The organism is Comamonas sp. wu1-DMT, from assembly GCF_040187805.1.
GTDB classification, from domain to species: domain Bacteria; phylum Pseudomonadota; class Gammaproteobacteria; order Burkholderiales; family Burkholderiaceae_C; genus Comamonas; species Comamonas thiooxydans.
The window spans coordinates 64,754-85,787 of the sequence record NZ_JBANEM010000015.1; the positions used below are offsets into that span (position 1 = coordinate 64,754).

Annotated in this window: 12 protein-coding genes and 3 pseudogenes; 9 read left to right on the plus strand and 6 right to left on the minus strand. The window is 58.1% G+C overall.

Annotated elements, in window-relative coordinates; genetic code table 11:
* Positions 1-103: 103 nt before the first annotated feature.
* Complete coding sequence (locus tag V8Z78_RS19880) at positions 104-1,321, minus strand: EAL domain-containing response regulator (RefSeq protein ID WP_179626249.1); 1,218 nt, start codon at positions 1,319-1,321, stop codon at positions 104-106.
* A gap of 2 nt (positions 1,322-1,323) precedes the next feature.
* Complete coding sequence (locus tag V8Z78_RS19885; protein WP_046462339.1) at positions 1,324-4,155, minus strand: ATP-binding protein; 2,832 nt, start codon at positions 4,153-4,155, stop codon at positions 1,324-1,326.
* A gap of 838 nt (positions 4,156-4,993) precedes the next feature.
* Between V8Z78_RS19885 and V8Z78_RS19890 the strand changes: the two genes are divergently transcribed.
* Positions 4,994-7,807, plus strand: a complete 2,814-nt coding sequence (locus V8Z78_RS19890; protein ID WP_314353671.1) for an ATP-binding protein — start codon at positions 4,994-4,996, stop codon at positions 7,805-7,807.
* A 662-nt stretch (positions 7,808-8,469) separates the two neighbouring features.
* On the opposite strand, the gene V8Z78_RS19895 is transcribed toward V8Z78_RS19890, so the two are convergent.
* Together V8Z78_RS19895 and V8Z78_RS19900 are read right to left on the minus strand one after the other, a co-directional pair.
* A complete protein-coding gene (locus tag V8Z78_RS19895) occupies positions 8,470-9,666 on the minus strand; it encodes an amidohydrolase family protein (protein WP_349731953.1) in 1,197 nt (398 codons plus the stop codon).
* A 27-nt stretch (positions 9,667-9,693) separates the two neighbouring features.
* A complete protein-coding gene (locus V8Z78_RS19900; protein ID WP_003070015.1) occupies positions 9,694-10,674 on the minus strand; it encodes a Bug family tripartite tricarboxylate transporter substrate binding protein in 981 nt (326 codons plus the stop codon).
* A 342-nt stretch (positions 10,675-11,016) separates the two neighbouring features.
* Between V8Z78_RS19900 and V8Z78_RS19905 the strand changes: the two genes are divergently transcribed.
* A complete protein-coding gene (locus tag V8Z78_RS19905) occupies positions 11,017-11,769 on the plus strand; it encodes a GntR family transcriptional regulator (RefSeq protein WP_003070010.1) in 753 nt (250 codons plus the stop codon).
* Positions 11,770-11,980: 211 nt separating this feature from the next.
* Here V8Z78_RS19905 and V8Z78_RS19910 read toward each other — a convergent pair.
* Together V8Z78_RS19910 and V8Z78_RS19915 are read right to left on the minus strand one after the other, a co-directional pair.
* Positions 11,981-12,085, minus strand: a pseudogene (locus tag V8Z78_RS19910) (integrase); the annotation flags it as partial.
* Between the two features lie 8 nt (positions 12,086-12,093).
* Entirely contained in the window at positions 12,094-12,768 is a 675-nt protein-coding gene (locus V8Z78_RS19915) for a phosphoribosyltransferase (protein WP_349731954.1), read from the minus strand.
* Positions 12,769-13,297: 529 nt separating this feature from the next.
* Between V8Z78_RS19915 and V8Z78_RS19920 the strand changes: the two genes are divergently transcribed.
* The 7 genes and pseudogenes from V8Z78_RS19920 (at position 13,298) to V8Z78_RS19950 (ending at position 21,033) form a co-directional block, all read left to right on the plus strand.
* Complete coding sequence (locus tag V8Z78_RS19920) at positions 13,298-14,326, plus strand: fimbrial protein (RefSeq protein ID WP_349731955.1); 1,029 nt, start codon at positions 13,298-13,300, stop codon at positions 14,324-14,326.
* A gap of 708 nt (positions 14,327-15,034) precedes the next feature.
* Positions 15,035-15,226, plus strand: a pseudogene (locus V8Z78_RS19925) (transposase); the annotation flags it as partial.
* 96 nt (positions 15,227-15,322) lie between these two features.
* Positions 15,323-15,514: a hypothetical protein gene (locus V8Z78_RS19930; RefSeq protein WP_349731956.1), complete on the plus strand. Its 192-nt coding sequence runs from the start codon at positions 15,323-15,325 to the stop codon at positions 15,512-15,514.
* Positions 15,511-17,908: pseudogene (gene hsdR / locus V8Z78_RS19935) on the plus strand (EcoAI/FtnUII family type I restriction enzme subunit R). Before V8Z78_RS19930 ends, hsdR begins: the two are co-directional and overlap by 4 nt.
* A gap of 23 nt (positions 17,909-17,931) precedes the next feature.
* The gene (locus V8Z78_RS19940) at positions 17,932-19,404 is read left to right on the plus strand and encodes a type I restriction-modification system subunit M (RefSeq protein ID WP_349731957.1); all 1,473 of its coding nucleotides are present in this window, start codon (positions 17,932-17,934) and stop codon (positions 19,402-19,404) included.
* Entirely contained in the window at positions 19,401-19,637 is a 237-nt protein-coding gene (locus tag V8Z78_RS19945; RefSeq protein ID WP_349731958.1) for a hypothetical protein, read from the plus strand. Before V8Z78_RS19940 ends, V8Z78_RS19945 begins: the two co-directional genes overlap by 4 nt.
* A complete protein-coding gene (locus V8Z78_RS19950; protein WP_349731959.1) occupies positions 19,624-21,033 on the plus strand; it encodes a restriction endonuclease subunit S in 1,410 nt (469 codons plus the stop codon). The genes V8Z78_RS19945 and V8Z78_RS19950 overlap by 14 nt, the downstream gene beginning before the upstream one ends.
* The last annotated feature ends 1 nt before the right edge of the window (position 21,034 follow it).

Genomic DNA, 21,034 nt, shown 5'->3' on the forward strand with positions numbered 1-21,034 from the left:
AAACGCCGAAAAAAAAGTGCTCTCAAGCGGCTGGAGGCGGGCATCACCATTTTTTGATGCTTCTGTCGTGTCATAGGTGGTGCACGCTTGACGCGCTCTTGTTTCAATGTGGCGCAGAGTCAGGGAAATGCAGCTTGGGCTCGTCAATCAGCAGCTCGCCGAATGCGGGCGCGTCGATGGCGGCTGAGATCAGGTATCCCTGGGCGCAGTCGCAGCCAAGCTGCCGCACGAATTGCAGATCCTCCATGGTTTCGACACCCTCGGCAGTCACCAGCAGGCCCAGCTGTTTGCCCAGCTGAACCGATGAAGCAAGTGCCGCGGCCAGCACTTCGTCGCTGGCGGCGCCATAGACAAAGGCCCGGTCAATCTTCAATTCGGTGAACGGGATGGAGATCAGGTTGTACATGGAGCTGTACCCTTTGCCGAAATCATCCTGAGACAGGCCAAAACCACGCAGTCGCAGGCGGCTGGCACCCATGTAGAACTGGCCGGCGTCCATGCTCATGTCGTCTTCGAGCAGCTCGAAAGTGACATCCTCTGTCGGCACGCCGCAATTGGTGACTATAGCGTGGAGCTCGTCCGGCAACTGCTGCTGATCCAGCAACGATGTCGGCAGGTTGATCGATATCGGCACCCGATAGCCCTGGCGTCTCCATGTCCTGTAGGCATCGACTCCATCTTCCACCATGCGCATCAGCAACGCGTGGTCCAGTCCATAGTCATGCAGAGATTTCAGGAAGGAGGCCGGCATCATCAGGCCGAAATCGCGGTGTTGCCAGCGAACCAGGGCTTCCGCCCCCACGATGCTCCCGGACAGCAGCGACTTCTTCGGCTGGAACCAGGCCCGGATACTGCCGTCGCGAAGCGCAATCTCCATGCTCTCCTTGTCCAGGACCCTGTCGTCGCATGCGGCCGCGCTGGAGCGCTCTGCCGCGGGGCGGCGCAACAGGTTCCTGACCATCTCGTCGATCTGCTCGCGCACGATAGGCTTCACGAATGAGCCGATGACGGCGAAGCCGCGCTCCTTTGCCATCAGGCTGATGCTGTTGGCCATGCGGCGCGAGCATGCCGTGACAATGGCCAGGACGGGATTCAAGTCCTGGCGCGCAAGCTGATCGATGAACTGGGCGCCATCCATCAGGGGCATGTTGACGTCCATGACGACGACGTTGTAGCCCTGTTCCTTGATCCGCGTCAGGGCAACACTGGCGCTTTGCTCCGCGTCGACATGAGCGAAGCCTGCTTCCTCCAGCATGTCTTTCAGGCGGATACATTGAAAGGCGTGATCATCCAGGACAAGAACTTTGTATTTGGAAAGCATGGTCAGGTCAAATCCTCTACGAGGGTGTGCAAGGTTTGCGCCAGGGTGAGAAGTGGCAAGGGTTTGAGGAGCACCTGGTTCATGCCGGCCTCGACACCCCGGCGCGCGACATCGGGCGCGGTGCTTGCCGTCAGGCCCAGAATGGCGCCCTGGTAGTCCAGCTTTCTCAAGGCGCGGACCAGCTCGTTGCCGCCCATCAGCGGCATATTCAGGTCGGTAATGACGACGTCGTACTCCTGAGCGCTCCAGCGGCGCAGCGCCTCATGTCCATTGACGACAGTGACTACCTTGCAGCCCAGATGCTCCAGCTGCTCTCGCAGGATGATCTGGCTGATGATGTTGTCTTCCACCACCATCACACGCAATCCCAGCGATATCCGCTTGGCGTGAACCTTCGCGCTCAGCGGGCGCTCGATACCATCCTGTGCCATCCGGACGGCGCGCCCGATGCTGACCGGATTCGTGGTGCAGGTGATGCTCAGCTTGGAGCTTGTCGAGGCCAAGGACTCCTGGCCGGACCCGGGTGCCACGACGCGTACCCTCTTGTGTTTCCACGGCAGATCAGGCGGGGCCGGCGGCCAGGCCTGGACGAAGACGGCGTCTTTCGAGGCCGGAAGCTTCAGATCGCTCCGGTACGGCAGCGCGACAGCGCCCCATGAGTTCAGCCACTCGCACAGGTTTGCCACAACTTCCGGAGCTGCGCCGTCGACATACACCGCGCGCTTGCGCAGTACCACCGGCGGGGCAGGTTCTGACGCGGCAACATCCAGCGTGACGGCAAACGTAATGCTGGTGCCCAGGCCTTTTTCACTGACAACAGACAGGCTTCCGCCCATCAGGTCTGAAAGGCGCCGGCAGATGGCCAGGCCCAGCCCCGATCCGGAAATGTCTTCCTTGGCGCTGGCGTCGGCACGGAAGTAGGGTTCGAAGAGCTGAGCCTGGGCTTCGGCCCGAATGCCGACGCCCGTATCCGCAACCTGAAACTTGAGGCGAATGCGCCCGGGCTGAAGATTCTCGGCGCTCACGCGCACGGCAACCCGGCCTGCTTCGGTGAACTTCACCGCATTGCCGACCAGATTGTTCAGAACCTGCAGTATGCGGGCGGAGTCGGCACGAACCGAGGAGGGAACCCCAACGTCGCAAAGCCCGTAGATCAGCAGCCCCTTGCCCTGCGCGCGCGCCGCAAAGTTCGCGACGACGCGCTCCAGCAGCTCCGCAGGCGAGACCTCGGCGATGTATAGCTCTTGCCGGCCGGCCTCTATGCGCGACAGGTCCAGGGTGTCGTTGATGGTGCGCAGCAGCGTCGCAGAGGACTGCTGGATCGTGTTCAGGTATTGCTGCTGCTGCACGTTCAAGCCTGTCAGCGCCAGCAGCTCCATCGTGCCCACGATGCCGTACAGCGGTGTACGGATCTCATGGCTGAGCGTGGCGAAGAACATCGTTTTCGCTTCGTTCACCTGGTCGGCGGCCAGCTTCGCGCTTCGCAGCGACCGCTCGACCTCCTTTTGCACGGTGATGTCGCTGATGCCGCAGATGACCACGTCCTCGGACTGATAAGGCATGGAGGCGAAGGTCAGAATGACGCTGCGCCCGTCGCGAAGCTCGCACTCGCGGCTGCCTGCCCGGGTCGTGGCCTGGCGGATATCCTCGCGCCAGCTGTCGTGCTCCTCGAGCAGGCGCCTGGCTGCGTCGTTGGATACAAGCAGCCTGCCATCTGAGCGGCGCACCAGGCTCAGGCCGACAGGGGCAACTTCAATGATCTTGTTGTTGAGGGCCAGGCTGTCGACAAGAGCCGCGTACTGGCGCAAAGCCGGCGCCACCAGCTTTCTCTTGATGTGGCGCACGGCCAGCAAGACGATGGCGGCCAGCACGGCTGCGACGCCTCCTGCCATCCAGAAGGAGTGGGCACTACGGGTCAGGACATCCCGCATCGGGACGTAGTAGACGAGCTTCCACTGCGCTTCACCCACCGATTTGACCAGCACGAGATTCTCGGGAAACCAGGTGCCGCCCTGGACTCCGAAAGAGTCCTGGGTCAGCTGCGTTGCAACCGTATCGCCCATCATGGGCAGCGGGCCGCCGTGCAGGGTTATGCGGCTGTTGGTGTCATAGAGCGCGTAGCTACCGCCATCGCTTGCGCATTCGGAGGCGATGACCGAGGCGACACCGTCGACCTCCAACCCGATCCAGGTTTGTTCAGGATGCGCTGCGTCCAGCGGGGTGAACAGAAAGATCCTGTCCATTTCATCTGTTGGCGGGCGCAGCCAGACTATGGGCGCACGACTGCCAGCCTCGATTGCAGGCGCGCGTTCGGCCAGGGCTTCCGTAAGCCACGCCGTGGTGCCGGGCGACACCGGAGAGGGCCTTGCCGCCGTATCTGCGCCCAGGCGCTTTGCCGTGGAATGCTCCAGCGACAGATAGATGATGCGGGCGCTGGCCTGCTTGACGTCGGCTCTATCGTGCGGAGTCAGAACCAGGGCCCAGTCATAGCTGTTCTTGTCCGTCAGCAGCGGCGTGACACTGATCTGGCGTGTTTCGCCAAATGTTTGCGGGGTACGCTCGGGCGACATGCGGTTGGTATTGCGCACGGACGATCCGGCGATCGACTTGAGCAAGGCTTCGCGCTGGTCAAAATAAAGCTGCGCGCTGTAGGCGGCTGCATTCATGCGTCGTCGGTAGTTGGAAACCTCCCCGCTGAATGCCCAATACAGATAAAGCGCGGTGCCAAACAGGATGCAGGCCAGCAGCGCTACAGCCAACAGATGAAGCAGCAGCATAGGCAAGCCGAGCGCGGTGGTGTTCAACCTCTCGGTGGGAGGGTTGGTCAAAATCATGCAAGGAATGATAGAAGTCGAGCTCTTTTACAGGTCTAGGAAAATTCTTAAAACATCGCTCTCTGAAAACAGGGCAGGGGAGAATCGGGCTGCAGATTGCCCTCGCACTCCAATATCTCAGTCCCATACCTCAGCCCAATCAATGAGAGGAGCGATTTCGGCCTCTCCTGGTCGCTGGCCGCGCGGGGGAACAACCCCAGCCCATAGTCCCGTAGTGATTGGCGGTAATGCGGCAAGCAGCACATGCTTGCTGCATGCGTGGCAGCAGGGCAGGGAAGACGCTGCTGCCGAATTCCTGCTCCGTGACGCAGAGTCTTGCTTTTCAGGTCGGCGCAGTTGCCCGGACGCGTAATTGCACTTAGTACTTGGTACTGAATACTTGGCACTTGGTAGTTGAATGACGGGCAGTGCCGGCTTAGTAGGCTTATTAGTTAGGCCATCAGGCGCAGCAATGAATTCAAGTCATCTCCATGCCCCGATTTTCTTGACCAGCTTTATAGTCCTCAGGAAATCTCCAGGCAGAAATCGAGCAGGTAGTGATGCGTGAATCTATCCCGCCGATCAATATTCAGAAAATGCCGTCCCGGCGTTTATCGGCGGCCTGCTTGATAAGATCAGGCGCAGTGAGGGCTGCAGAGCAGGGGGCTGACCATGAAACCCCGTCAGTCCTTATTTCGTCGAGCCGAAGACCGCTTTCGGCTGGCGCGCATGCAATGCCAAGGTAATCAGTGAGTTGAATGGCGAGATAAACAAACATACCAAGACGATGCGCTTTATTCGGTGTTCCCTGGTTCTCCTGATCCTGTCGCTGGCAGTCATGGCCCCAGGCCGGGCAGAGTTGAGCGTCTTCAATTTTGAACCGCGTATTACTTCTGCCTCCCGCAGTTGGCTGAGCGATGAGCAGCGCAAAACGCTGGACCAGCGTGGCCAGCTCACGCTGGGTGTTTCGCTGCCGGACTATCCGCCCCTGGGGATTTTTGATGCAGGCCGGTTTCGCGGCATCACGGCCGACTATGTGGGCCTGCTGTTTGCGTCTCCCGTGCGCGTGCAGCCGTTCAGCAGTCGCGAGGATGCCTTGCAGGCTCTGCAGCGCGGCGAGATCGACATACTTGGCGGCGGCACACCCAGCGAAGCCAGGCTGGCAGGCTTGCAACTCACCCACCCCTATCTTGCGGACCAGCCTGTGCTGGTCTCCAGGATCGATGCTCCCTTCGACGGGAAGACCCAGGGAACCAAAATGGCGGTCAACCCGGGATATCTGCCGGCTGCACAGACTGCCGAGGTGTATCCCAACAGCCGTCTCTTGAACTTTGTGTCGCCCAAACGTGCGCTGGAGGCACTGAGTCTGGGCGAGGTCGATGCCGTCCTGGCCGATGCATCGTCAGCCCACTACCTCATCAGCGTCAACTATCTGGTGAATCTCAAGATCCAGGGCTTTGTTCCCGTGGACAGCGGTGGATTTGGCTTCCTGGTCCGCAGGGGCGACGACACGCTGCTCGACTATCTCGACCTGGCCATTCCGAAGGTTGCGGCGGAATATGGCGACGACATCCTGTACTCCTGGAGCGGCGGACGACCACTGCGCCTGGGCGACGACCGTATTCCATTGACTGCATCCGAGAATCGCTGGCTGGCCGCGCATCCGAGTATTCCGGTGGTCTTGAATGGCTCGCTGGGGGCGCTGGGGCAGTTCTCCAGCGACGGGAAGGCCCAGGGCATAGGCCCCGACTATCTGGAGCTCATCAGTCGCCGCACCGGGCTCAAGTTTGACTACATTCGCGCTCGCAACTACTCGCAGCTCAATGCCATCCTGGGCCAGCGGCAGGCGCTGCTGACCCCGGTTTTCGCACCCTCGGATGAGGCGCCGCAGGGGCTTGAAATGCTCAGCCCCTATCTGAGGACCTCGGTCATCGTCATGGCCCCGGCAGGAGCAGCCCAGGGAATCACGGACGACGGGCAGAGCATTCACCATCTGGCAGACCTGAATGGAAAGAGGGTGGCCGTCGTCGAGGGCTACTTTCTCGATAGTGTCATCCGACGCGACCATCCGGGCGTGAAGATCCGCGCGTTCCCGGACATGACGCAGGCCATGCAGAGCGTTGTGGAAGGGCGCAGCGATGCCGTTGTCGGCAGCGACTACGCGATGCGCTTCATCAACGCCAGGTATCTTGGCAACCGGCTGGCGCCGATAGGCATTCTGGACGACTACACGCGCCGCGTCAGCATGGCGGTACAGGCGCAGGAGCCCGAGCTGATTGCGATCCTGGAGAAAGCCCGGCTTTCAATCACGCCTGAGGACGTGGCTGAGCTGGTGCGCAACTGGGAGCCCGGACATCCGGCCGATGGCTGGGGGTTCTGGAACGAGCATCGACAGGCGCTTTTGCGGGTGGCGGCCGCACTGGGCATGGCCGCCGCGATCTCGCTGATCTGGGGGATATACCTGACCCGTCAGGTCCGCCGGACAAGGCGCGCGGAGCAGCGTGCCGAAGCCGCCAATCAGGCCAAGACCCAGTTCCTCGCCACCATGACCCATGAGATTCGCACGCCTCTTGCGGCGATCATCGGCCTGCTGGACATGGCCCGGCAGCGAAGCCAGGGAGCGGCCGCCGAGGATGCCAGCCTGCCAGCAGCTCAGGATGCGGCGCAGACCATGCTGCTGCTGCTCAACAATGTGCTGGACCTCAACCGGATCGAGTCGGGCCTGATCCACTCTAGCCCCAAGCCCGTGGCGCTCAGGCCCTTGATCGAGGACATGGCGGTCCTGGTCCGGGGCATGGCCTATCGCAAGCAGCTCACCCTGGAGATGTCGGTCGCCCCTGAGGTCGATGCATGGGTGATGGTCGACCCGCTGCACCTCAAGCAAGTGCTGTTCAATCTTCTCAGCAACGCCGTCAAGTTCACCGCTCGCGGGAGCATTGCCCTGACGGCGACTGGCAGCGCAGAGGGCGGAATGCTGAACCTTTGCCTGGAGGTCGAAGATACCGGAATCGGTATCGAGCCAGTGGATCAGGCTCGGCTCTTTGAGCCCTATGAACAGGTGGCATCGGCTCAGCAGGGGCAGGCCTTTGGCAGCGGTCTCGGGCTGCACATCACCCGCCGTTTGGTGAACCATATGGGCGGTACCGTATCGGTCAGCAGTGAACTCGGACGAGGCTCCCGCTTCACGGTGAAACTTACGCTGCCCATTGTCGAGGCGCAGACTTTGCCGCCGCCGAAGCCGCGCACCATGCCCCGGCCGGCAGCCAGGGCGCCAGCCCATGGCGCGTCGCTGCTGCGCGCGCTGCTTGTAGAGGACCACGCGCTGAATCGCGAGATTGTCAAAGGCATGATGTCCGATCAAGGTGTGGTGCCCGAGGTTGCCGAGGACGGCGTTCAGGCCTGGGAGCTGTGCAGCGAGATGGATTTCGACTTGATTGTCACGGACGGCCAGATGCCCCATATGAATGGTGCCGAGTTGATCTCTCGAGTACGCGCACGTGAAACCAGCGAGGCTCGAACTCGCTGCCGTATCGTGGCACTGACCGCCAGCATCGAAGACGCGGAACGGCAGCGCTATATGGCTGCCGGCGCCGATGAGGTGCTCTGCAAGCCCATCCGAGAAGAGGACATGGCCAGAGTGATTTGCGAGTCCACGGCTCTCGTCAGAGGCTGAGCGATTTTGGGTGCGCTTGATGGCTTGATGTGCGGTCAAGGGATTGGTCAATCCAATATGTGCAACTCCTGGGGCCGGTTTTCCTTCATTTGTACAGGGGGTGATCCATTGCTGTCGTTTGAGTCCCGTCAAGCAAGGTCTGCTGTGCAGCGATTGCTGCCGCTCATGGCCTCATCGTGAGTTTTCGGTCACAGCCACATAGCGGTCATCCGAGCACCGAGGTTCGATCCGGCCCAGCGACGGGTTTCAGCTGGAAGTCGGCGGTGTCGTGCCGCAGTGCACTTTCCTTGTGCCTCACGCCAATCCATCGTTGCCGCAAAAGATTGACCGGCCCTATGTCTTGCTTTTCTGCGAGTGGGTGTCCTTTGGGAACAGTTAATGGGGCCTCCACCAAAGTGCAGTGTGGAAAGACGATGCACATGTAATCGACAAAGGCGGCCACTTTAGTGCTGACCAGCCGGCGCGAGGCGTGAAGCACTCACAGCTCGATCGGGCGATTGACCATTCGCCGCAAGCCTTGGTAAAACGGCACCGACGAGGGTTTTAACGGCGAGTGATCCATGAGTGGTTGTGAACTCGAGCGCTCGCTACACTTCACAGTTTGCTGTTTGAATGCAGGCTCCACAGAAGTTCGTCAGTGGGTACTGAGCTTCTTATTGCGGTTACTCCAGCAGCAATTTGCCCTCGCGCGCCACGATCTGGCCGTTGGCGATGACCAGTGAGCGAACGGGGCGGGCGGCTACGGCGTGGGCGGGCGTCTGGGCGGGCACTAGCACCAGATCGGCTCGGCTTCCCGGTGTGAGGCCATAGTCGGCAAAGCCACAGACTGCGGCACCTGCATGGGTGACGCAGTGCAGGGCTTGTTCCACTTCATCGTCGCGGCGCAAGTTGTAACGCATGCCAATGAACATGGCGCGTTCCAGCATGTCAGGGCGGCCATAGGGCGACCAGGTGTCGCGGATGCCGTCGTTGCCGCCGGCCATCAGTACGCCAGCGCGCTGGCAAGCGCCCAGTGGCGGCACGATGCGCGAAGGCGGCGCACTGGTGACCAGCGAGACTCCCAACTTGGCCATGCGTGCCAGCAGCGCGCTGCACTGGGCATCACTCACATCGCCCAGGCAGAAGCCGTGGCTGATAACCACCTTGTTCTGCAGGCCGTGGGCTTCGGTGCGGTCCAAAATCAGCTTGAGCGAGAAAGCTCCCATGTCACCGGGTTCGTGCAGGTGGATGTCGAGCGGCTTGTTATGGCGCTCGGCGATCTCGAACAGCACGTTCAGCGACTGAGCAGGGTCCAGGTCGATGGCACAGGGGTCCAGACCGCCCAGCACGTCAGCCCCCATGGCCAGGGATTCATCTAGCAACTGTGCCGTGCCTTTGCGCTGCAGCAGGCCCGATTGCGGGAAAGCCACCACCTGAATGTCTTGCCAGGGCGCCATGTCTGCGCGGGTCTGCAGCAGGCCAGCCACATGCTTGGTGCCAATTTCCGTATCCACGTCGGCGTGACTGCGGATGCGCGTGGTGCCCAACGCGAGAAACTCGCGTGCCATGCGCAGCGACTGGCTCGCACTGTCGTGCTGGGCCTGGGAACGGTAGGCACGCTCGTTGTTGATCTTGTCGACCAACTGGTTGCCCACCTCGTTGACGTACCAGTCTTGGCCCCAGAGTGTCTTGTCCAGGTGGGTGTGGGATTCGATCAGGCCGGGCAGTAGCAACTGACCCAAGCCATCGATGTGCTCAATACCCTCGGGTGTATTCAGAGAGGTGCCCATGGCCGCGATACGGCCGTGCTCGATTAACAGGTCGCAGGCTGGCTTGCCCATGGGGCGAACGTTCTGCAGTAAAAGGCTGGAAGTGCTCACGTTGAATGTTTCCTGTGGTGATGGCGCCTATCGCACGGCGCCGATTTCGGGCGTTGCGATCTGGCGCATCTTCTGGGCGTCTGACAGGATCAGCTTGGCGAAATCAGCGGGCGTACCGCCCGATTGGCCAATGCATGCCTGGTCGAGCATTTTGATGACTTGGGGTTCGCGCATCACTGCATTGATCTCGGTGTTCAGACGCGTCACCACAGTGTCCGCCACCCCCTTGGGGGCGAAGATGCCGGTCCATACGCCGAAGTCATAGTTGGGCAGGGCCTTGCTCGCCGACATGGCGGGGATGCCATTCAGGACTTCGCAGTTGGTCTTCGAGGTGGTGCCCAATGGCTTGACCTTGCCCTCTTTGAGGAAACCCAGCACCGAAGGCACCATGAAGTAGCCGTAATCCACATTGCCGCCGATGATGTCGGTCAGCATGGGTACTGCGCCCTTGTAGGGGACGTGCTGTATCGACACCTTGGCCTGCTGGTTCAGCATTTCACCGGCAATGTGCAAGGCCGTGCCAATGCCGGAGGACGCGAAGGTGTCAGCACCAGCCTGGGTCTTGGCGCGCGCGAGCATGGCCTCGATCGAGGTGACTGGCACCTTGGGACCGGCGACCAGCACCATGGGCATGACACCTACCAGCGTGACCGGGCGCAGATCCTTGGTGCCATCGTAGGCAATGGCGTTATTGAAGTGGCGGGCCAGCACGATTTCGCTGTTGGATGCCAGGATGATGGTGTTGCCGTCTGGTTTGGCACGCACCACACGCTGGGTGGCGATGGTGCCGCCAGCGCCGGCCACGTTGTCCACAATCACCGGCACGCCCAGGCGGCGGGACAGCGGCTCGGCGATCGTGCGCGCCAGAGTGTCGGCCGATCCACCGGCGGTGAAACCCACCACCAGGGAGATGGGGCGGTCAGGCCATGCGGCGTGGGCTAAGACAGATGTTGCAGCTAGCGACAGGGCCGCCAGGGCTTTGAGAGGAAAAGCGGGAAATTGCCCCATGGATAACTTTCTAGAGAACAGAAAAATGCCTCAGACCGACATGTGCCTGGCGGGCGACGAAGAACATCCACTGATGAGAGCGACGACGATGAAGACCAGGGTGTCAAAGGTCTGGGCAACACTGCAATAAACAGGTTTCATGGCATATCTCTCCTTCTTCCAGGGCTGATCATAAAATGGTTAACCAAATTCTATATTTTGGTTAACCAAGATTTAGGATCTGACAACTATTTATGCAGGTATTGCGCGTAAACCCTGATGCTTGGCGGTGACTAGCCGCCTGACTTCAATGCAGGGTGCCCTTGCCGCTAAGATTTCACGCTTGTTGTCTTTGTGTTGCCCATGTCCGCTTCCTCCCGCCGCCTTGCTCCCAATGTCCCCAGCGAAGAGCCTGTAGCCGACGGCATAGGCAGCGTGGACGAGCGCGTCTATGAGGCAATCTCGCGGGCGCTGCTGAGCGGCAAGCTGCGGCCCGGCACGCCTTTGCGCGAGCGAGCGCTTGCCGAGGCGCTGGACTGCACCCGTGGTGCCGTACGCAAGGTGTTCGCGCGCTTAGGGGCTGAAAAGCGACTGATCCTGGAGCACAACCGTGGTGCCTTTGTGCCCAACCCGACGGTTGAGGAAATGCGCAGCATCTACCGTGCACGGCGCATTGTCGAGGCCGGTCTGGTCACCAGCCTGTGCGGCCAGTTGAGCAGCGCGCAGACAGAGGTGCTGCAGCGCCATGTGCAGGCGGAACACCAGGCGCTGGAGGAAGGGCGCCGAGCAGACTCTATTCGGCTGGCCGGTGAGTTCCATCTGGTGCTGGCGCAAATGGCGGGCAGCGATGAGTTGCTGTCTTACATACAGCGCTTGGTGGCCACTACTGAGTTGTACAAAGCCTTGTTCGACAGCGTGGCTGCGACCGCATGTGCCCCCCGTGAGCACCAGGAGATCATCAACGCCTTGCTGAGTGGTGCACTCGATAAAGCGTTGGCCGTGGCCATGACCCACCTGGATGAGCTGGAGCAGCGGGTGATCGATGGTGCGGAGGTCGAGCGCGAGGTTGATTTGGTGGCCTTGCTGGCGGGTAGTTCAGGCACATCTGGGTACTAGCAGAGAAGAGTTCAGGCAAATCGTTGAGGTCTACAACGCAGGCATCAAGGTTACGAAAGTCTGTCAGGTATCGACATCAGCAGTCATTGAGCGGCCAAAACTTGATGACGGCTCTCAGCCTGAAGCAGTCAACTGAGGGAGTGCCTTCAAGAACAGCTTCTGGCCGGGAATGCTAGCTCGCCCCAGCGCCACATTGCTGCCTTCAACAGCTTCAAATCTCCGTCTGCTCAGAGATCTCGCGGGCATCGTCAACCCTGATGTTCAGGCACCTCGGTGTCGACTCCGGCTTGGAGTGGCCGGGCAGCAGCTGCACAGCGCACCGGGCTATTGGTCAGCATCACGCAATTCCCTGAGCCAGGCCTTGCTCAGCAAGGTCTTCACCTCCTGATCCGTGGTCTGGGCGAAATTGCGGTACCACTGACCAACGGAAAGAAAGGGCGCTGGAGTGAGCAGGCAGATCATTTGATCGACCAGAGGGTGCAGCATCGCCAGCGTCTCCACGGGCGCGACCGGTACGGCGACTGCGATGTGCGCCGGCGCCTGCTGGCGTACCGCAGCAATCGCAGCACGCATGGTGGCGCCGGTCGCGAGGCCGTCATCGACCAGTAGCACCCGTTGCCCGGCCACGGCTGGCGAGGGGCGTTGGCCCCGATAGGCCAGGTCACGGCGCTGTAGCTCCAGTACTTCCTCTTGCGTGACTGCATCGATGGCCGATGGAGGGATGTGCAGGCCACGGATGAGATCATCGTTCAACACCCGCACGCCGCCGCTGGCAATGGCGCCCATCGCCATCTCCTTATGGCCGGGCGTGCCTAGTTTGCGCACCAGCATCAAATCCAGCCGCAGGGCCAGTGCGCTGGCAATTTCATAGGCGACCGGTACGCCGCCCCGTGGCAAGGCCAGCACGAGCACATCGGCTTGCTCACGCCACGCAGTCAACACCGCGGCCAGGGCCTGGCCGGCCTCCGCCCGGTCACGAAACGAAGCATCCGATTTCATGTCTTCGGCTCCTCAGCACCCACAGCCTTACTATGCGCCTGATTTGTGCGCCTCGGGTGCCTGCTCCAGGCAATCCCCGCCTATGACCTGCTTCACCAAGCCGCGACTGCAGCGTCGTGTTGGCCGCTTTAGAGCGGCTGGCCCGGGCCGGCCCCCGGCAGGACTCACAAATTGCGCTCACGAAGGCGTGCAACTCATGGCGTCATCTCCACACCAGGGAGCAGGGCGGCAGCATTGCATGCAAACAGATACCGTGTAAGGCGAAGTCGCATGTCAAGACGTTCGACTTCTTGGGAGTATTGCCTGATGAATAAGAAAAATATGTGGTTAATGCTCTCGAAGAACTCGAATTTTTCATAAATGAATCAATGAGTTGAAGAGCGAGGTATTTTTCCGTCAAGCAAAAGACTGAGTGAGAGAACTCCCGTACTGGCGAGAGTCTAAACCCGCCGAGATTTTGAGAATTTTCCTAAGCCTGAATACCATTGAGTCAGATACTATTTCATGTCCAAAAAATATTGGATGAATAATGGCAAACTATCAATTTCAATCAAAAAATTATCCGAAAAATTTTGTACGGATATCTTTTCTGTTGTTCTCAATTCTGCTGTCGACAGCCGCAAGGTCTGATGTTTGCCATATTGAACTGGATGGTGGCGGAAGAGCGGATCGGTTGGATTGGACATTCCCTTCCTTTAATGCGGGCGAATTTGATCCCAATGTTTCTGATGGAACAGTGTTCTATAGGTCAAATTCGAGAGCCAATGGAAAAGGAGGAAGAGTTATATGCCCGCTGGATATTGGTTTAAGCTTTTACACAGTCTCGACAAGCCATAGTCGAGGTCCATACAATACGTACTTGACTGGCATAGAGGGCGTAGGAATACGGATCAAAGGTGGCATTAACCAGGAGTGGTGGCCGCAATGGATAGACTATGGTAACAAACGGTGGATTGACATGTTAGCGGCCGATGAATTCACCGTGGAACTTGTGAAAATAGGCAAAATTACGGCGGGAGGTAGAATATCTGGTGTCATCGGTGAAACCACGTTTGTCAATTTTGGTTATGTCGTTCGACAAATACGGCTTGAGGGTCAAGGAATTGAGGTCAAGCCAAGAGTGCCATCTTGTGCGCTGGAAACAAAAACCGTCAGTGTTGAACTGGACGGCGATGCAAGTGAGCTGACCGACAAGCGCGCGGGGCCAACAAAAGATTTCAACCTGAGGCTGCAGTGCTCGGGTGGAGATCCTAATTCAACGACGAGAATGTTCATTGTTTTCTCGGATTCTACGAACCCCTCTAACCGTTCAAGTACACTTTCTCTCTCCAAAGACTCCAAGGCAAAGAATGTCGGGATAGAAATCCTTCGAGATAATGGCGAGCTTGTTCGCTACGGTCCGGAATCCGGGGAGGAGAACCAATGGATGGTTGGCGAGTTTGGTAATGTGCCCGTGGACATTAAGTTGAGAGCACGCTACGTCGGAACGTCTATGACTCTCAAACCTACTGTCGGCAGTGCGAATGCCAATGCCACGTTTACCATCAGCTATAAATAAGATTGTTATCAGAACAGTGCCCGCTCTCCGTGATGGAGGCCGGGCACTTTTTTGTATCTGAGGTGCAGCAACTCGAATCTCTACAGCCTGGTGTGCCCGGTGCAAGCAGCAAGCATGGACTGAAGAGTTCGATGGCTGTCGAACCAGGGTTGCAAGGATTGCGCACTTCCTGGAGATGTTGTCGATCCTGTTCTTCAAGGCTGTGAGTATTTCTAATCAGGGGACGGCGAACCTGACATGGCCTGTGTCGCAGTGCGGCCCGCCAAGCATGGCGCGGCTCATGATGTTCGAGAGATGCCTGGATGTGATTGCAGCTGTTGAAGGCTTGCCGAGGGCAGACACGCAAGCGACCGGTGAAGTTGCATGCGGACAAGAGGCCATGTGCGGGCGCTGGCCTTCATTGACCATCATTTCGATACGCAATGACCGGCCTGCTTGTACTGACCACCGGCAACAAACGACCCGCTGCTGCCGTTCGTTATTTGCCAGCAGAGGTCCGCTTAGCAGCGGGTGCCGTCCCTCAAATTGCCGAACTCGTCACCCGAAAGCAGACGCCTAACGTTTGAGCTCAGCCGAACAAACCCGCGCAGAGGGCTGTCGCCCCGGCTCGATGAGGCAATGCCTTCGCCAAATGGGCCAATTTCGCTGGCAAGAACGTGTCATGAACTTTCCGAAGTGGCGTCGTAGCGGCAGAGTGGAGCGATGCCCCGCAAGGCCTTTGTTCTGCTGTCCAGACGCTGGGTGGTCGAGCGCAGCTTTGGCTGGCTGGCGCGGTTTCGTCGGCTGGCCAGAGATTACGAGCGCTTGCCCATGGTTCTCAGCGGTCTGCATTTCTTGGTCTTTGCCGTGCTCATGCTGCCGGCAGCCGCTTGGGTGCTGGCTTCAGGGGCAAGTTCATAACACGCTCTAGAAGGGTGTGCCTAAGGTGCAACTCGACATTGCGTAGAAACATACAAAGGCAGTACATTTGCGTGTCAACCTTGACGAGACGCTGCCATGTCACGCCTGAAAGACGAAACCCTTTCCATCCGCACCTCCGCCGAGATCAAGCAGCTTTTGCGCTTGGCGGCTGATCGCGAGCGCCGTTCGGTGGCGTCGATGATCGAAATCTTGGTGTTGGACTACGCGCGAGTTCACGATTTGAAGACCAGCCTCGCTGAGCACAGGCCGGAAGGGAATGGCGCATGAATAAGAAAGAGCTGTCAGAGCGGGACATCTGTACCAAGTTCATCACCCCCGCGATTGAGCAAGCGGGCTGGGATGTTGCCACCCAGGTGCGAGAAGAGTTTCCACTTACGAAGGGACGCATCATCGTCCGAGGCAAGCTACACACCCGCGCTCAAAACAAGCGCGCCGACTACGTCTTGTTCCACAAGCCCAACATGCCGATCGCGGTCATCGAGGCAAAAGACAATAAGCACTCGTTGGGCGATGGCATGCAGCAAGGGCTGGGTTATTCCGAAATGCTGCAGGTGCCTTTTGTGTTCAGCAGCAATGGCGACGGCTTCCTGTTTCACAACAAGATTGCCAAGGATGGGGTCATCGAGCGTGAGTTGGCTCTGCACGAATTGCCGGGCCCGGATGTGCTTTGGCAATGGTGGGCAGAACACCTCGGCCTGAACGCGGCGCAAAGCGAGCTGGTCTCGCAGGACTACTACAGCGACGGCAGCAACAAAGCACCCCGCTACTACCAATTACTGGCGATCAACAAGACCATTGAAGCCATCGCTCGCGGCCAGAACCGCTTGCTGCTGGTCATGGCCACCGGTACCGGCAAAACCTACACCGCCTTCCAGATCATTTGGCGCTTGTGGAAATCCAAAGCCAAAAAACGCATCTTGTTCCTGGCCGACCGCAATATCCTGGTCGATCAGACCATGACCAACGATTTCAAGCCCTTCGGGTCGGCCATGACCAAAATCCAAAAGCGGCAGGCCAACAAGTCGTATGAAATCTATCTGTCGCTATATCAGGCCGTCACTGGCACGGAAGAAGAACACAACATCTACAAACAGTTCAGCCGTGACTTCTTCGACTTGATCGTCATCGACGAGTGTCATCGCGGCAGCGCGGCAGTCGACTCGGCCTGGCGGGAGATTCTGGAATACTTCTCGTCGGCCACACAGATCGGCTTGACAGCCACCCCGAAGGAAACAAAAGAAGTATCCAACATCGATTACTTCGGCGAACCGATTTACACCTACTCCCTGCGGCAGGGTATCGACGACGGCTTTCTTGCCCCCTACAAGGTGGTACGCATTGACCTGGATAAAGACCTCACCGGCTGGCGCCCTGACAAAGGCATGGTCGATAAACACGGCAATGAAATTGAGGATCGGATTTACAACCAGCGGGATTTTGATAAAAAACTCGTCTTGGAGAAGCGCACTACACTGGTTGCCAAAAAAAATCAGTGACTTCCTAAAGCAAACCAATCGCTTCGATAAAACGATCGTTTTCTGCGACAACATCGATCACGCCGAGCGCATGCGCCAAGCCCTGGTCAACGAGAACGCCGATCTCGTTGCACAGAACAGCAAGTACGTGATGCGCATCACCGGCGACAACGAAGAGGGCAAGGCAGAGCTCGACAACTTCATCTTCCCAGAGTCCAAGTACCCCGTTATTGCCACCACCTCAAAGTTGATGACCACGGGTGTGGATGCGCAGACCTGCAAACTCATCGTTCTGGATCAGCGTATCCAGTCCATGACCGAGTTCAAGCAGATCATCGGGCGCGGCACGCGCATCAATGAGGATTACGACAAGTACTACTTCACCATCATTGATTTCAAGAAGGCAACGGAGCTGTTTGCCGACCCAGACTTTGATGGCGACCCGGTGCAGATTTATGAACCCAAGGGCGACGACTCGCCAGTACCGCCGGAGGATGGCGAGAGCTCACCCGCCGAAGATGGCTTCACCTATCCACCGGCAGAAGAATCGCCGTGGTCGGGCGTAGCTGAACCTCCGCCCGGCGAAGAAGGCAGCGGCATCCGTCGCTATGTGGTCGCCAATGTAGAAGTCAAGGTGGCATCCGAGCGGGTGCAGTATTTCGATGCCGCTGGCCGCTTGATCACCGAATCTCTCAAAGACTACACACGCAAGGCGCTTGCCAAAGAGTTCAGCTCACTCGATGACTTTTTGCGGCGCTGGAACGATGCCGAGAAAAAGCAGGCCATCATCGACGAACTGGCCAACGAAGGCGTGTTCTTTGAGGCACTGGCCGAAGAAATTGGCCGTCAGTCGGGCAAGGAGTTCGACCCTTTCGATCTGGTCTGCCATGTCGCCTGGGACCAGCCGCCGCTCACCCGCAAGGAGCGTGCCGAGCAGGTGAAGAAGCGCGACTACTTCACCCGCTATGGCGAACAGGCGCAGCGCGTGCTGCAGGCCTTGCTGGATAAATACGCCGATGAAGGCGTGGGCCCCATTGAGGAAACCCAGATCCTCACCATCGCGCCCTTCACCAGCTTCGGCACCCCCATCGAAATCATCCGCACCTTTGGCGGGCTTGATCAATACCAGCACGCGGTGCACGAACTCGAACAAGCGCTATACGGCTCATCACAGCTGCGCGCATAACAAAAAACACGGAATCCACAATCATGTCTATCGGTACCCTGATCAAAACCATCCAAGACATCATGCGCAAGGACGTCGGCGTGGATGGCGACGCTCAGCGCATCAGCCAGATCGTCTGGCTGCTGTTCCTGAAAATCTTCGACGACAAAGAGCAGGAATGGCAGCTCACTATTCCCGGCTATAAGTCGCCGCTGCAAACCCGATTCCGCTGGAGCAATTGGGCCAAAGACGCCGAGGGCATAACCGGCGAAGAGCTGATTGACTTCGTCAACAATGAACTCTTCCCCTCGCTGAAAAAGCTGGCCACCTCTGCCGGTGTCACGCCCCATGGCAAGGTGTTGGGCTCGGTGTTCGAGGATGCCTACAACTACATGAAATCTGGCACCCTGCTGCGGCAGGTGATCAACACCATTGAAGATGATGTTGATTTCAACTCCTCCACAGACAGGCATCTGTTTAACGACATTTACGAAAAAATCCTCGCCGATCTCCAGTCGGCAGGCAACGCAGGCGAGTACTACACGCCACGTGCCGTTACCCAGTTCATGGTGGATATTCTGAATCCGCAATTGGGCGAGAGCGTGCTGGACCCAGCCTGCGGAACGGGTGGCTTCTTGACCTGCACCATTGAGCACCTGAAGAAGCAGGAGAAAACGGACAAAGACCGAACCAAACTGCAAGATAGCATCCACGGCGTAGAGAAGAAGCCACTGCCCCACATGCTGGCCATGACCAACCTGATGCTGCATGGCATCGATGTACCCAGCAATATCAGGCACGACAACACCCTGAGTCGCCCACTCAAAGACTACGGCCCGAAAGACCGTGTCGACATCATCCTCACCAATCCACCCTTTGGTGGAATGGAAGAAGACGGCATCGAGAACAACTTCCCGCGCAAGTACCAGACCCGCGAAACCGCCGATCTGTTCATGGCGCTGATCATGCATCTGCTCAAGCACGAGACAGGCCGCGCCGCCGTCGTGCTGCCGGATGGCTTCCTGTTTGGTGAAGGCGCCAAGACCACGCTCAAACGCGAACTGCTCGAAGAGTTCAACCTGCACACCATCGTGCGCTTGCCCAAGGGTGTTTTTGCGCCCTACACCAGCATCGCCACCAATGTGCTGTTCTTCGAAAAGGGCGAGCCGACCAAGGACGTCTGGTTCTTTGAACACCCCTACCCGGAGGGCTACAAGAGCTATTCACGCTCCAAGCCACTGACCATCGAGGAATTCGATCTCGAAAAAGCCTGGTGGGGTGGCCCCAGCCGCAAAGGTCGCAAGACAACGCAATACGCATGGAAAGTTTCTGCAAAAGAGATAGCCGACAAAAACTACAACCTGGATGCCGTTGGCAAGAACCCGCACTTGGTAGAAGTCGAGCATGGCGAGCCAGAAGACTTGATGCGCGAATACCAGGGAATCGTCGCCCAGCTCGAAACAGCGCAGACTGCTTTGAAAGCCGAGCTGATGGCGTGTCTCGGGGGCAAGGCATGACTACCGCGACCCGCGATCTGCTCAAACAGCATTTCGACACCGCCTTTGCCGCGCCCGATGGCATTGCCAAGCTGCGCGAACTGATCTTGACGCTGGCCATGCAAGGCAAACTGGTTCCACAAGATCCAAACGACGCGCCGGCTAGTGAATTGCTGAAAGACATTGAGGCCGAAAAAAAAACGGCTGGTAAAGGAAGGCAAGATCAAAGCGCCGAAGCCCTTGCCGCCGATTAAACCTGAGGAAGTGCCTTACGAGCTGCCAAAAGGATGGAAGTGGGTGAGGTTGCCAGAATGTTATTTCGGAATAGGCAACAAATCGAATCAAATTCAAACCAAGGAATATCTTGAGCACGGCCAGTTTCCAGTAATTGACCAAGGAAAAAACTTCGTCACTGGCTACTGTGACGATAAGTCAAAGCTTCTCCATCTAGAGCGCCCAGTCATTGTTTTCGGTGATCATACGAAAAATATAAAATTCGTAGATTTTGACTTTGTCATCGGAGCAGATGGTGTAAAAGTCCTTTGTCCACACATAGGTATTTCGACAAATTTTCTATACCGCCTTATCCAGTCATTCGACCTGACAGACCGAGGATATGCTCGGCATTTTAAGGTTCTCAACGAAAAGCTTGTACCTCTACCTCCTCTTCCCGAACAACACCGCATCGTCGCCAAAATCGACCAACTGATGGCGCGTTGCGATGCGCTGGAAGCCCTGCGCAAGGAGCGGGAGGAAAAGCGACTGACTGTCCACGCTGCCGCCATGCAGCAACTTCTCGCCGCGTCGGACAGCTCGGCCTGGGGCTTTATCGAGCAGCACTTTGGCGAGCTCTACAGCGTCAAGGAAAACGTCGCCGAACTGCGCAAAGCCATCCTCCTGCTCGCCGTTATGGGCCACCTCGTCCCTCAAGACCCCAACGACCTTCCGGCCAGCGAACTGCTCGAGGAAATTGGAGCCGAAAGACTGCGGCTGGTTAAGGCAGGCAAGATCAAAACGCCCAAGCCGCTGCCGCCGATCAAGCCGGAGGAAGTGCCTTATCAATTGCCGCAGGGGTGGGAGTGGGTACGAGTGGCTGAGCTGACTGATGTGGGAACAGGTTCAACACCAGAAACAACAAATCAAGATTTTTACGGTGGAAGTATCCCTTGGTACACCAGCTCTGCAACCAATGATTTGTTTGCACCAATGCCAGATAAATTCATTACCGAGAAGGCAATCAGCGAGACCAATTGCAAAGTATTTCCCGCTGGATCTTTAATGGTTGCAATGTACGGGCAGGGGAAAACTCGTGGGCAGGTAAGTGAAATTGTCTTCCCTGGAGCTACAAACCAGGCCGTGGCTGCACTGGTGTTTTTCAGATCATCTGAAGGGATAAAAAAATATCTAAAGTATTTTTTTATCAAGATATACGACGAGATTCGCCTGCTTGCTGAAGGTGCTGCCCAGCCCAATCTCAATGTAGGGAAAATTAAGGAGACACTTGTCCCGTTACCTCCCTTACCGGAACAACACCGCATTGTCGCCCGCATCGACCAGTTGATGGCCCTGTGCGACACGATGGACCAGAAGATCAGCGATGCGACAGACAAACAGACCGAACTACTGCGCGCCGTAATGGCGCAGGTTTGAG